Here is a 13,136-nt window from a genome sequence, read left to right as displayed (position 1 = left end):
CACGCGAATTTCGAAAGGTTCACGAGATGTATCCGGTGGTGGTTCCCAGATACTCGAGGCCTTCCTGGCGATCTTAGACGAGTCATACGAGCGGCGGGCGCAAAGGCTCGCTTGGTCTTAAGCGGACATGGCGCTCCGCTGCCGGCGTAGAGGTCGGTCTCGCTCCTTTCTGGCCCAAGTCTTCAATCGCCAGAGAACCACGTGGGACATCGCGCGATCGATGATTGGCGCCTTCCAAATGGAGCGTGGACTGCAACGTCTCTGACGTCGGCCTCGAAGAAGGACGCGAATTTCAACGATCAAGAATCATGCATTTAAGCTGCAATTAAAATCGATTGCCGCTCGGCTGCCTTGATGGAAGATAGAAGCAGCCACTTGCTTTGAAGGCCGTGAGGCGAGCAGGTCTAACCTTTCAATGCTTGATCGGAATTGGCGATGACAACCATGTCGACAGTCGGTGACGCTCACGAAGCGGAACAGGCACATCCCGGCGGCTGGCGTCGCTATCTCTATTCGACCAACCACAAGGACATCGGCACGATGTACTTCGTGCTCGCCATATGTGCAGGCTTTATCGGTGGGATCTTTTCGGTTTTGATTCGGATGGAATTGCAGCTTCCCGGTCTGCAGATTTTCACGGACCCGCATGTCTACAACGTATTCGTGACAGGCCACGGCCTGATCATGATCTTCTTCACGCTCATGCCTGCGATGATGGGCGGATTCGGCAACTGGATGGTGCCGCTCATGATCGGCGCGCCGGACATGGCGTTTCCGCGAATGAACAACGTTTCATTCTGGCTGCTGCCGGCGTCGTTTGCTCTGCTCATCATTTCGATGTTCGTCGAAGGCGCGCCTGGAGCGGACGGCGCCGGCACCGGGTGGACGCTCTACGCCCCGTTGTCGACCGCTGGTCATCCGGGACCGGCAGTCGATTTCGTGGTCCTGTCGATGCATCTCGCGGGTGCGTCGTCGATTCTCGGCTCGATCAACTTCATCACGACGATCTTCAATATGCGAGCGCCCGGCATGACGATGCATAAGATGCCGCTGTTCGTCTGGTCGGTCCTCGTCACGGCTTTCCTGCTGCTGCTGTCTCTGCCTGTACTGGCCGGCGCCATTACCATGCTTCTGACCGACCGTAATTTCGGAACGACGTTCTTCGCGCCCGAAGGCGGCGGAGACCCGATCCTGTATCAGCATCTGTTCTGGTTCTTCGGTCATCCCGAGGTCTACATCATGATCCTGCCGGGTTTCGGCATCGTGAGCCATGTCGTTTCCACGTTCAGCCGCAAGCCGATCTTCGGCTATCTGGGGATGGTCTATGCGCTGCTTGCGATTGGGGTCATCGGATTCCTCGTCTGGGCCCATCATATGTACACCGTCGGCATGTCCAGCAGCGCGCAGGCGTATTTCGCCTTGGCCAGCATGGTTATCGCTGTGCCGACGGGCATCAAGATCTTTTCCTGGATCGCGACAATGTGGGGCGGCTCCATAACCTTCAGGACGCCGATGCTGTGGGCTATCGGATTCATCTTCGTATTCACGATCGGTGGGGTCACCGGCGTTGTGCTTGCCAATCCAGGCATCGACCGATCGCTGCAGGACACCTACTACGTCGTTGCGCATTTCCATTACGTCCTGTCGCTTGGCGCCGTGTTCGCAATTTTTGCAGGCTGGTATTATTGGTTTCCGAAGATGACCGGATACACGTTTTCGGAAACCCTCGGCAAACTGCACTTCTGGCTGACGTTTGTCGGCGTCAACATTGCGTTTTTCCCTATGCATTTCCTCGGACTGTCGGGAATGCCGCGACGAATAGCAGACTATCCGGACGCATTCGGCGGCCTGAATCAAATTGCCTCCATCGGGTCCTATCTCTCCGCCGCCGGTCTGATCACGTTCTTCGTAACCATGGTGCATGCCTTCGTCCGGAAGGAGACGGCAGCGGGCAACCCGTGGGGGCCCGGCGCGACTACGCTGGAGTGGACGCTTTCGTCTCCGCCGCCGTTCCACCAATTCCAAGTATTGCCTCGGATTTCGGGAGATCATTAGGAACCACTGCGCAGGTTGGCGCGAAAGAAGCAAGCGGCTCAGATCGCCGCGGAAGCAAGAGGCATGACAGGACGAAGAGCGCTCTTTATCGATGGAGCCAATCTGGATCGGACAGCGAGAAACCTTGGCTTCGAAATCGATTACAAAAGATTATTGCTGGAATTCGAGAAATCCGGGGTCATAGTCCGTTCTTACTTTTACTTGGCGATAAGAGAGAGCGCGGCCGGCGGCGTTCAGCGTCTCAGTGACTGGCTCGAGGTCAATCGGTTCACCGTCCGTACGAAGTTGATGAAGCGCCATGAGGATGAGGGTAGGAGGTCAAGACGCAGCATTGGTATAGACCTTGCCATTGACGCCCTCGAGATCGCCCCGCAACTGGATGAACTGTTCCTTTTCTCTGGCGACGGCGATTTTCGTGCCCTCGTCGAAGCGGTTCAGCGTTTGGGGGGCAGAGTCACGGTCGTGTCAAGTGTACAGACCACACCGGCGATGGCGTCCGAAGAGCTGAGACGGCAAGCAGACGAGTTCCTCGAATTGGCGACGTTAAGGAATTCAATCGAGAGATAGAACGCGCTGGTCGAATTGAGGAGTTTGCAGCGCAGAGTCGGTGCAATATCCAAGTCATTTTCGGGGCTTTGAAACGCCCCTACTGGCGGCCCGCGAGCGCGGCGGAAATCGGCGTATAAGGTGAAGCCCGATGGACGCTATCTCGTCGTGCGCAGTCACCTATGGAGGATGGCCAATCCGGATGTCGAAGATGACGAGCGCTTAACGTGCGTCAAGCGCCCTATGACCGCCAAGCGGCCGGTCCGGGATGCCAAGGGCGCGACAAGGACCAGAATGCCGAGGCTCCCGCGCATCGAGCCGTGAGCGAGATAAAGCAAGCACTGGGTGGCGGGGCCGGTCTAGTGGATGAACAGGGCGCCCGACCTCAATTGGCATAAGGCGAAAAACAGGCTCTATCAGGTCTGCGTGAATAGCACTCCATGCGATGCGCGAGTGGGGCGAGATAGAAGCGGCGCTTGAATGGGTCTTGTGGGACCGCGATCGCCGATCGAGCCGCGCCGCCGCGCACGGGCACGGGCACGGGATAGGCTGCAGCTTTATAGAAAGGCGGGGGCATGGCGTGGGTGACCGGCCTAATGCTCCCGCGCAAAGCCTGGTGTACGGGACGTTATAACCGTCTACGTCAGCTCGCTTTGCGGATCGCGATCCCCTTGGAGTTGATACGGCCCATTAAATCTTTCCAAGACTTGACGAAAGACTGGGCGCCGTCGTTCTGCAGCTTGGCAGCGAGCACGTCGATATCGATGCCGGCCTTCAGGAATTCGGCGAGAACCCTCTCGCAGTCTCCTCCGTCAGGATCGAGGGTCGTGTCGACCTCGCCGTGGTCTTCAAAGGCCTTGAGGGTAGCGTCCGGTATCGTATTGATCGTGAAAGGTGCCGCGAGTGCTTTGATGTAGAGGATATCGGATGCGTGCGGATCTTTGGTGCCGGTGCTTGCCCATAGCAGGCGCTGAGGTAGTGCGCCGGCGTTGGCGGCGCGCAGGAAGCGCGGGGAGGCCAACAAATCTCGATAAGCCTTGTAGGTCCGCTGAGCGACGGCTATGCCGAGCCGGGTTGTCAGCGCGCCCGGAACCTTGCCGGCGACTGCGACATCCCAGCGGCTGACGAAGAGCGAGGCAACCGAGGCCACTGCCGGATTCAGCCCCGCCGCGATGCGCCGCTCGACGCCGCGCAGGTAGGACTCGGCAGCCGCGACGTATTGCTCGCGCGAAAAAAGCAGCGTGACGTTGATGGGAACGCCGGCAAAGATAGCCGCCTCGATGGCAGGCAGCCCTTCCGCAGTGCCGGGAATCTTAATGAACAGGTTGGGCTTGCCGCCACGCCGGTGAAGCTCGCGCGCCGCCTCGACGGTTTTGTCGCTGTCATGAGCTAAGGCGGGCGAGACTTCCAGCGACACCCAGCCGTCGATCCCATTTGTCCGCGCGAAAACAGGTTGAAACAACTCGGCGGCGCGGGTCAAATCTGCCAGAGCCAGATCGAAAAAAAGATCCTCAGCCGATTTCGTCGGCAACGCCTGCCGGCAAATGTCGACGTCATAGGTTGTACTGCTGTTGATCGCATGATTGAAGATTGCGGGGTTCGACGTCAGTCCCGTCACCGAGAGCTCGTCGATGTAACGTTGCAAAGTGCCATCGTTGAGCAAATCGCGAGTGATGTTGTCGAGCCACAAGCTCTGACCGAAATCGTGAAGCGTTCTTGTCGGATTCATCGCGCTACCTCCGTGTTGAATGCGACGGGCATAGACGCGGCGCGAGACGACGGATGTGCTCCGGTCGTCCGGCGACGGGATTGGATGACGCCGTTGTTTACACCGAAGCACCTCAGATATCCAAAGACCGCGCTTAACGTCACGCCATTAGTTTTGTCTCTTGTGCGCATTTGACAAGCGACAAATATTGCGCGTCAACTTCAGAAAAGATGATAGGTGCGGATACATAACTCTGAAACTCGTTCATTAGTTGGTACCCGGTCAGCAAAGTCAGTGCATGCAAGGCAATTGCAACAGCCCCGACTGGTGGCCGCTCAAGAGCGCAGGCGTAGCCGGTAGGAAGTACGATCAGGCGCTGCGCGCCACGGGCAACTGCTACGGCGACCGGGGTGTTGCTCGATATCGCTCCATCAGCAAGATATAGATCGTTGACATCATCGGTGCAGCCGACCACCACGGTGGCGGCTGTCCGGCCGTCATGAGGGGCACGATACGACTATCTGACCTCTGTCCGACGGAAGGGGGGCGCCATATCGTCGTGACCGCTGCGACTGCTGAAAAACATCAGCGCCATCAGCCCGCAACCGACTAGCAGGGAGAAGAATGTTCCGAGGCCAAGGGCTATCCAGCCATGCTTTCCGATTTCCATACCGGTGGTCGCTCCCCACGTAACAACAGCTCCAGCGCCGGTGAGCAACAATATGGCTGTTAGAATGGTCAACAGAGCGATTTCCGCGCCTTTAATCTTCCTCATATCCTGCTCTCGTTCTTCGGCCCGACGAGGTTCCAAGTGCGTACGGCTGCAAGTTTGCGGCGGCCTGACTGGTCCGTTACATGCACGAGGGGACAACGTGCTCTAAGCCGCGCTCGTATGGTGGTTCTGCATAGCCGATCGACCGACCTGTCCGGCTGTCATTCCGAAACCGATAGAAAGATCAGACCTTTTGTGCGCCTGCCGGGTGTCTCGAAGTCGATCCGATGACGCCTCTCGGCTTCGAAATTGGCCATCGATTTCTCCTATGCCGCAGATGGTCCTGGGTCATCATCAAGTGGCTTGCTCTGCCGACGCGCCGCCTTGGGCAGGAGTGGCACTGCCTTGGCGTCCGACTGGGCCACGTTTTGCACCCTGACAACGTTCAAACAGCCGGCAACGAAGTATGGCATTTGGTCGCCGACCTGAAGCCCGATCAAAGCCGCACCTAACGGTGTCAAAACTGAAATGCGGGCAAGATCCGCTTGACACTCCTCGGGCCAGACCAGTTGGACCCTTCGCGGAGGAACGCCCCAGTTTAGGGAATAGGTGACCCACGATCCTATGGTCACGAATGAGGGGAGATCCTCCGACTCTTCGGGTACGATCTCAGCCCTGTTGATCTCGCCCATAAGGAAGATCCCGTCCAAGTCTCCTTGTCGGGCGGCAATGTGGGCGAGCTGTTCAAGCCGTGGATAGTCAGATGCGGTGAGCGCGATTTTTGGAAGAGGCAGCATGATAAACTCCTTCTGCTTCAATTCGATCTCTCGGGTGGAGATCACGAAAGCTGGAAAAGAGCCCGGACGGCGCGCACACCGTCCGGCTAACCGCCTGCATGAAGGAGCCCGGCGTGAAGATCAAAGCGCGCCGCGCGCGTATCAATGTCGATGCTATAAGCCATACTACAACTAATATGGTGTCCTTAGCCCGTCGGCGACATTGCGGCGAAACCGCACAGTCGCTTGCACTGAAGCCGAGTGAAACCCCTGCTGGGTGAAGTAGGCGGCGGCCATACACAATTGTGCACGCACATAGTACGCTGAACATACGTCGGTCCGCATCTGAGGACCCTAACGTTCTGTCGCCCGAATTGGGCCGGGCCGGCCTTTGACGTGAATGTGAGCCGCAATTCCGCAGCACGTCGTTATATTGGGCTGGACTCACCTGCGTGGAACAACGAATGGCATCGACGACATGCGACGCCGCTCAGAGTTCAGTGAAGCCAAAGACGGCGAGGCCGTTGTGCTAAGCGCCTGGCGGGTGGTCGCGCTCTGCGGATTGTACGCGTTTCTTGGCGCGCTGGCGGCCGCAATTGCTGCCTTGGTAGGCACTTTTCCTCATTGGATCTGAACCGTTCGATTGTGAATGAGGGCTGGCCAGTGGCCCCGGGGCATGCCGGTCGACCCGCAGAGCGGCGCCAAACCTTACAGTGGCGATACGCGTCTGTCTCGGCTAAGCAAGCTGGGTCGCGAAAACATACCCTCCATCTAGCAGTTGGGGCAGCGAAGGCATGTTCCTCCTTGCCGTTCTCGTCCTTCCCTTCGTCGGAAGCTTCATTGCGGCGCTCCTGCGGGTCCATGCCCGCAATGCTGCGGCATGGCTCGCCGGAGGAGTTGCACTTGCAGCCTTTTGCATCATTGCTGTGGCCTATCCGAGCGTGACGCACGGCGGGGTCGTCGGCTGGCGCACGGCGTGGATCGCCGAACTTGGTCTTTCGTTCGCTCTGAGACTCGACGGCTTCGCCTGGGCGTTCGCCATGCTGGTCACCGGCATCGGATTTCTGGTGGTGCTGTACGCCCGCTATTACATGTCGCCTAGCGACCCCGTTCCGCGGTTCTTTTCTCTCCTGCTCGCATTCATGGGGGCGATGCTCGGGATCGTGCTCTCCGGCAATCTGCTCCAGCTCGTTTTCTTCTGGGAGCTGACCAGCCTGTTTTCGTTCTTGCTGATCAGCTATTGGCATCACAATTCGGCTGCGAGGGACGGCGCACGGATGGCGCTGGTGATCACCTCGAGTGGCGGACTCTGCCTCTTTGCCGGCGTCCTGCTGATCGGTCACATCGTCGGCAGCTACGACCTGGACAAGGTGTTGGCGTCAGGAGAGGCGATCCGTTCGCATCCGCTCTATGTTCCCGCGCTCGTGCTGATCCTGCTCGGCGCCCTGACCAAGAGCGCTCAATTTCCATTCCATTTTTGGCTGCCGCACGCGATGGCGGCTCCGACTCCCGTATCCGCCTATCTGCACTCGGCAACGATGGTGAAGGCGGGCGTGTTTCTTCTGGTCAGACTCTGGCCCGCCCTCGGCGGATCGAACGAATGGCTGTGGCTGGTGGGATCGGCCGGCCTGATCACCTTTCTGCTGGGCGCGTTTCTCGCGGTATTCCAGCAGGATCTAAAGGGCTTGCTGGCTTACTCGACCATTAGCCATCTCGGCTTGATCACGCTCCTGACTGGACTGGACACGCCGTTCGGGCAGATCGCGGCGATCTTTCACATCATGAACCATGCCACCTTCAAGGCCTCGCTGTTCATGGCTGCGGGCATCATCGACCACGAAACCGGCACGCGCGACATCAGGCGCTTGAGCGGTCTCTACGCGTTCATGCCGATCACTGCGACGCTGGCCATGGTTGCGGCCGGATCGATGGCCGGCGTGCCGCTGCTGAATGGCTTCCTCTCGAAAGAGATGTTCTTCGCCGAGACAATCGAAGTCCATGACAATTCATTTGTCGATCAGGCGCTTCCCTACATCGTCACTGCGGCAAGCACTTTCACCGTTGCCTATTCTCTCCGGTTCATTCGCGACGTGTTCTTCGGTCCTGCCCCTGTCGGCCTTCCGCGCACGCCTCACGAGCCGCCCCTCCTGATGCGGCTTCCAGCCGAGCTTCTCGTGCTTGCATGCGTCGTGGTGGGCATCGCTCCGGCGTTGACCGTTGCACCGGTCCTCGACACCGCCGCTGGCGCCGTGCTTGGCTCCAACATGCCGGAGTACAGTCTCAGGATCTGGCACGGCTTCACGCCCGAATTGCTGATGAGCGGCCTGGCGATGGTTGGTGGCGTCGGCGTCTATGTGATGCTGCGCTCCTACCTTCTCGTTAACGAGGGGCCGCCTCTGCTCGGCCGCTTCAGCGGGAAGCAGATCTTCGACTGGACGATGGTGACGCTATCTTGGCGTCTTGCACGCTGGCTCGAGAGCAAGCTCGGAACGAGACGTCTCCAGCCACAATTGAGAGTCCTGGCCGGTACAGCGTTCCTCTCTGCCTTGCTGCCGATCTATTCGCGCGGCGTCCCGCTTGCGGATCCCCTGCGCACTACATTCGACCTTGCGTTCGCTTTGCTTTGGACGGTCGGCGCCGCCTGCGCGGTCGGCGCCGCAATCCAGGCCAAATTTCATCGCGTCGCTGCGCTGATCCTGCTCGGGTCTGCCGGTCTCGTGACCTGCGTCAGCTTCGTATGGCTATCGGCTCCCGATGTGGCGCTGACGCAGATCGTCGTCGAGACGGTTACGACAGTCCTCCTTTTGCTCGGCTTGCGGTGGTTGCCAAAACGTATCGCCCCGGCCGGGGCGGACGCGCCAACCGGCACGATTCGATGGCACCGCGTGCGTGACTTCGCGATCGCGCTCTCCGTCGGCGTCGGCTTGGCGACGCTCGCTTTTGCGGCCATGCAGCACCCGGATACGAACAGCATCTCGCAATACTTCATCGAAAACGCCTATACAAAAGGTGGCGGAACCAACGTGGTCAACGTCATCCTGGTGGACTTCCGCGGATTCGATACGATGGGTGAGATCACGGTGCTCGCCGTCGTTGCGCTCACCGTCTACGCGCTGTTGCGCCGCTTCCGTCCGGCACCCGAGAGCATTCCCGTTCCCGAACAGCAGCACGCCCAGGACACCCACGACGAGGCGCATCCCGACCGACAGAAGGGTGACACCGCCAAGGATACGACGGAGACGGCGGCGCTGATGATGAGGCTGATGTTTCCCGTGATCGGTGTCGTGGCGATCTTCCTGCTGTTGCGCGGGCACGATCTTCCGGGCGGAGGCTTCGTGGCCGGCGTCGCCATGGCGACCGCATTCATTCTGCAGTACATGGCGCGCGGCACGACATGGGTGGAAGCTCATCTGAACGTCATGCCGGTACGCTGGATGGGGATCGGGCTTCTGCTCGCCGGGTGTACGGGGGCCGCCGCCTGCGTTTTCGGATATCCGTTCCTGACCTCGTACTTTGCCTATGCCGAGCTGCCGCTGATCGGCCGGGTCCCCACGGCAAGCGCATTCCTGTTCGACGTCGGCGTGTTTTCGCTCGTGATCGGCGCCACGGTGCTGATGCTCATCGTGATCGCGCACCAATCATTGCGTCGCTACGCGGTTCCGCCTCAGAGCGGCAGCTCAGCCAGCAAGACATCGAGGGAGGAACTGGTCTGATGGAGCTCGTGCTGGCGATCGGTATCGGTACGCTTGCGGCGTCCGGCGTTTGGCTGATCCTCCGGCCGCGCACCTTTCAGGTTATCATTGGGCTGTCGTTGCTTTCCTACTCGGTCAATCTCTTCATCGTGGCCATGGGGCGAGTGAGGACGGGGGCTCCAGTGCTCATCGCAAAGGAGGCCGCAGAATCTGCGCCGTATGCCGATCCGCTCCCGCAGGCGCTGGTGCTGACTGCAATCGTCATCAGTTTCGCGACCACCGCGCTCTTCCTCGTGGTGCTGCTGGCATCCCGCGGCCTCGCCCGGACCGATCATGTCGACGGCCAGGAGCCGGAAGCGTGAGCGGCGCCTCTGGTTTGATCATTGCCCCGATCCTCCTGCCCCTGCTGGCAGGTGCCTGCATGCTGCTGCTCAACGGAGAGAGGCACCGGTGGATCGTCGCCGGCCTCAACGTCTGCGCAACCCTTGCCCTCGTTTGCATCGCCACGATCCTGCTCGGTATCTCCGATACCGGCACGAGCGACGTCTATCGTCTGGGCAATTGGCCTGCGCCGTTCGGAATTGTCCTCGTTCTCGATCGGCTGTCGGCTCTAATGCTGTTGCTGACCAATATCCTCGCGCTGGCCTCAGTTGTGTACTCCCTTGCACGCTGGCACCGGGCAGGCGCGCATTTCCATTCGCTGTTTCAATTCCTGCTGATGGGCCTCAACGGCGCCTTCCTCACGGGCGATCTCTTCAACCTGTTCGTGTTCTTCGAGTTGTTGCTGGCGGCGTCATACGGCCTTCTGCTGCACGGATCCGGCCTTGCACGGGTGAAGGCAGGTCTGCATTACATCGTCGTCAACCTCGCCGCCTCGCTGTTGTTTCTGATCGGGGTCAGCCTGATCTACGGCGTGACCGGAACGCTCAACATGGCGGATCTCGCGGCACGCGTGCCGGCGATCGCCGCCGAGAGCCGCGGCTTGCTCGAAGCAGGTGCGGGCGTGCTTGCGATTGCCTTCCTGCTCAAGGCGGGAATGTGGCCCTTGAACTTCTGGCTGCCGACCGCCTACGCCGCCGCAAGTCCGCCGGTGGCGTCGATCTTCGCGATCATGACGAAAGTCGGCGTCTATATCGTGCTGCGCCTGTCGCTCTTGCTTTTCGGCGAGAATGCCGGCGCATCGGCCGGCTTCGGCAGGGAGTTCTTGTTGTTGGCCGGCTTGGCAACGATCCTGTTCGGAGCCATCGGCACACTGGCCTCGCAAGATACCGCCCGACTCGGCGGTTTTTCGGTGCTCATATCCTCTGGAACGGTGCTCGCCGCCACAGGGATGGGACAGGTCGGCGTCACCAGTGGAGCGCTCTTCTACCTGGTCAGCTCGACGCTCGGCATCGGCGCATTCTTTCTCCTGGTCGAGCTCATCGAGCGCGGCCGTGAACCTGGAGCGGACATGATCGCTGTCACGCGGGAAGCTTATGGAGAGGAGGTCGAGACAGACGAAGCCGACGGAGCTGTGGGCATCGCGATCGTGGCCACCATGGGATTGCTCGGCGTCGCTTTCATCGGCTGTGCGCTGGTTATCGCCGGCTTGCCGCCGCTGTCCGGATTTATCGCCAAATTCGCGCTGCTCGTGGCGGCGCTGCATCCAGCCGATCAGCCGGGCGGGGCCATCCCCGGCGGCGGATGGGCTCTCCTCGCGGTGCTGATCCTCTCGGGTTTCGCGACCTTGGTCGCGATGGCACGCGCGGGGATCCGCATCTTCTGGGCCTCGCGCGATCGCACTGTGCCGCGCGTGCGCGTGATCGAGATGGCGCCGATCATGTTCCTGCTGTTCATCTGTGCTGCGCAAACCGTCTGGGCGGGTCCCGTGATCCGCTTCATGCAGGCCGCGGCGCATTCCCTCCACTCGCCGGCGGACTACATCAGCGACGTACTGGACACCGGCTCTAGCAGCCGACAAGGGGAGGGCAAATGACACGCTTGCTGCCCTTTCCCATTGTCAGCGTCTGCCTGCTCGCGCTGTGGCTGCTGCTCAATCAAGCGGTCACCCTCGGGCACATCCTGCTTGGCTGCGTGGTCGCGCTCGTCGGCGGACGGATTCTGACCGTACTGGAATTACCGAGCCTGCGGGTCAGGCGACCCGGCGTCATTCTGCGACTATTGGCACTGGTCACCGTCGACATCGTCCGCTCGAATCTAGCGGTGGGGCGGATCGTTCTCGGCTTTGGACGGCGACAACGAGCGCCGGGCTTTGTGGAGATTCCCCTCGACATGCGCGACCCCTACGGGCTGGCCTCGCTCGCCTGCATCATTACGTCGACCCCGGGGACTCTGTGGGTGAATTTTGACGCCCAAAGAGGCGCGCTGACCATCCACGTTCTGGACCTTGTCGATGAAGAGGAGTGGGTCCGCACCATCAAGGAGCGTTACGAACGTCATCTGCTGGAGATATTCGAATGAGCCAGCTCATGCTGACCTACTCGCTCCTAGTCGCGCAGGTGTTGCTGGGATTGGCGATCGGCTGCGGTGCTTTGCGCATCTTCCTCGGACCGCGCGCGCAGGATCGCGTTCTCGGTTTCGACACGTTGTCCGTCAACGCGATGTTGTTGCTTCTGACGGTTGGGATTCGAACGGGCGAGGCGCTCTATTTCGAGGCCGCTCTGGCCATGGCCCTGTTCGGCTTTGTCGGTACGGTTGCCCTGGCCAAGTTCCTCCTTCGCGGCGAGGTGATCGAATGAACGGCATCGAGCACTTGCCGCCTTGGGCTGCCGTCCTCACAGCGGTCTTTCTATTGACCGGCGCTGCCGTCACGCTGATCGGCTCGCTGGGCCTTTTGCGGCTCGGCACCTTCTACGAGAGGGTCCATGCGCCGACGCTCGGAACGACGCTCGGCACCGTCTTCATCGCCGCCGCTTCGATGATCTGCTTCTCGGTTCTGCAGACCAGACCGGTGCTGCACGAAATTCTCATCGTCGTACTCGGCATCGTGACCACCCCGATCGCACTGACCATTCTCGTCGGCGCAGCCCGCTTTCGTGACATCGCCGAACGGGCGCAGGTGGATGAACCACAGGATAGGTAGGCCGGAGCTGCTCACGCGCCGGTTCCAGATGGCGCGCCGCCGCGCAAGGCCGGCTAAATGTCGCAATTGATCTCCCGCGGCGCATGCCTAAGTCCATTGTAGGCAGGATGCTGAGCTGTGCGCGTTCTCCGCGACTTCAGCCGGCCGATCATCGGGCCGTCGCCGGCTTGATTATGTGGATTCCGTTCGGAGATCTGCGGCATCGCAAATAGAGGACGTGATGACCAAAGTGCAACCAGACATTCAGGAGAACCGGCTGCAAATCGGCATGTGACCCGGGCGATTTTGTAATCGCCCGGGCACGGCAACTCAACGATTCTGACCAAGCTGGGAGTTCTTATGTCTGTCTTTTTGGCACTGCTCGTCCTGACCTCGTGGATCCTATTCATCTGGATTTATGATCCCGACGGATTCCGTGCGGCCTTCGCTCGCCGTCCGCCGCCGATCCCGCATCACCCAGAAGGGTGACGCTGGAAGGTGCTTTGTCACCTCGCGCTGCCGCCCACACGGCTTTCGACCGCGACATGCGTCTGCGCTTTGGATCTCGGGGCCGCCTGTGTGCGGC

At 60.3% G+C, this 13,136-nt stretch carries 12 protein-coding genes; 8 read left to right on the top strand and 4 right to left on the bottom strand.

Annotated features, from left to right (window positions below):
- Positions 1–435 precede the first annotated feature (435 nt).
- On the top strand, positions 436–2,055 hold the full coding sequence (ctaD, locus tag AC1RQP_RS37395) for a cytochrome c oxidase subunit I (RefSeq protein ID WP_492942458.1): 1,620 nt from the start codon (positions 436–438) through the stop codon (positions 2,053–2,055).
- Positions 2,056–2,118: 63 nt separating this feature from the next.
- Entirely contained in the window at positions 2,119–2,622 is a 504-nt protein-coding gene (locus AC1RQP_RS37390) for a LabA-like NYN domain-containing protein (RefSeq protein ID WP_492942457.1), read from the top strand.
- 622 nt (positions 2,623–3,244) lie between these two features.
- Here the strand turns inward: AC1RQP_RS37390 and tal are convergent.
- The 4 genes from tal to AC1RQP_RS37370 all read right to left on the bottom strand — a co-directional run bounded on the left by tal (position 3,245) and on the right by AC1RQP_RS37370 (position 5,839).
- Positions 3,245–4,330: a transaldolase gene (gene tal / locus AC1RQP_RS37385; RefSeq protein ID WP_492942455.1), complete on the bottom strand. Its 1,086-nt coding sequence runs from the start codon at positions 4,328–4,330 to the stop codon at positions 3,245–3,247.
- A 139-nt stretch (positions 4,331–4,469) separates the two neighbouring features.
- Positions 4,470–4,787, bottom strand: a complete 318-nt coding sequence (locus AC1RQP_RS37380; protein WP_492942453.1) for a hypothetical protein — start codon at positions 4,785–4,787, stop codon at positions 4,470–4,472.
- Between the two features lie 39 nt (positions 4,788–4,826).
- Positions 4,827–5,084: a hypothetical protein gene (locus AC1RQP_RS37375; protein ID WP_492942451.1), complete on the bottom strand. Its 258-nt coding sequence runs from the start codon at positions 5,082–5,084 to the stop codon at positions 4,827–4,829.
- Between the two features lie 263 nt (positions 5,085–5,347).
- Complete coding sequence (locus AC1RQP_RS37370) at positions 5,348–5,839, bottom strand: GreA/GreB family elongation factor (RefSeq protein WP_492942449.1); 492 nt, start codon at positions 5,837–5,839, stop codon at positions 5,348–5,350.
- 752 nt (positions 5,840–6,591) lie between these two features.
- Between AC1RQP_RS37370 and AC1RQP_RS37365 the strand changes: the two genes are divergently transcribed.
- From AC1RQP_RS37365 to mnhG, 6 genes are read left to right on the top strand one after another with little or no spacing between them, the layout of a single operon-like run.
- Positions 6,592–9,510 (top strand): monovalent cation/H+ antiporter subunit A, encoded by a 2,919-nt coding sequence (locus AC1RQP_RS37365; protein WP_492942447.1) that lies wholly within the window; start codon positions 6,592–6,594, stop codon positions 9,508–9,510.
- Positions 9,510–9,851, top strand: coding sequence for a Na+/H+ antiporter subunit C (locus AC1RQP_RS37360; RefSeq protein ID WP_492942445.1), 342 nt, complete (start codon positions 9,510–9,512; stop codon positions 9,849–9,851). The genes AC1RQP_RS37365 and AC1RQP_RS37360 overlap by 1 nt, the downstream gene beginning before the upstream one ends.
- Complete coding sequence (locus AC1RQP_RS37355) at positions 9,848–11,464, top strand: monovalent cation/H+ antiporter subunit D (protein ID WP_492942443.1); 1,617 nt, start codon at positions 9,848–9,850, stop codon at positions 11,462–11,464. The genes AC1RQP_RS37360 and AC1RQP_RS37355 overlap by 4 nt, the downstream gene beginning before the upstream one ends.
- Positions 11,461–11,949 carry a Na+/H+ antiporter subunit E gene (locus AC1RQP_RS37350; RefSeq protein ID WP_492942441.1) on the top strand — a complete coding sequence of 163 codons (489 nt, stop codon included), beginning with the start codon at positions 11,461–11,463 and terminating at the stop codon, positions 11,947–11,949. The genes AC1RQP_RS37355 and AC1RQP_RS37350 overlap by 4 nt, the downstream gene beginning before the upstream one ends.
- Entirely contained in the window at positions 11,946–12,227 is a 282-nt protein-coding gene (locus tag AC1RQP_RS37345) for a K+/H+ antiporter subunit F (protein ID WP_122400504.1), read from the top strand. The genes AC1RQP_RS37350 and AC1RQP_RS37345 overlap by 4 nt, the downstream gene beginning before the upstream one ends.
- The gene (gene mnhG, locus AC1RQP_RS37340) at positions 12,224–12,571 is read left to right on the top strand and encodes a monovalent cation/H(+) antiporter subunit G (protein ID WP_492942439.1); all 348 of its coding nucleotides are present in this window, start codon (positions 12,224–12,226) and stop codon (positions 12,569–12,571) included. The genes AC1RQP_RS37345 and mnhG overlap by 4 nt, the downstream gene beginning before the upstream one ends.
- Positions 12,572–13,136: the final 565 nt, after the last annotated feature.

The sequence above is a fragment of the Bradyrhizobium sp. GW821-FHT13H06 genome, assembly GCF_058803975.1.
Note: the sequence above shows the minus strand (reverse complement) of the source record. Positions and strands in the feature narration are given on the sequence as shown.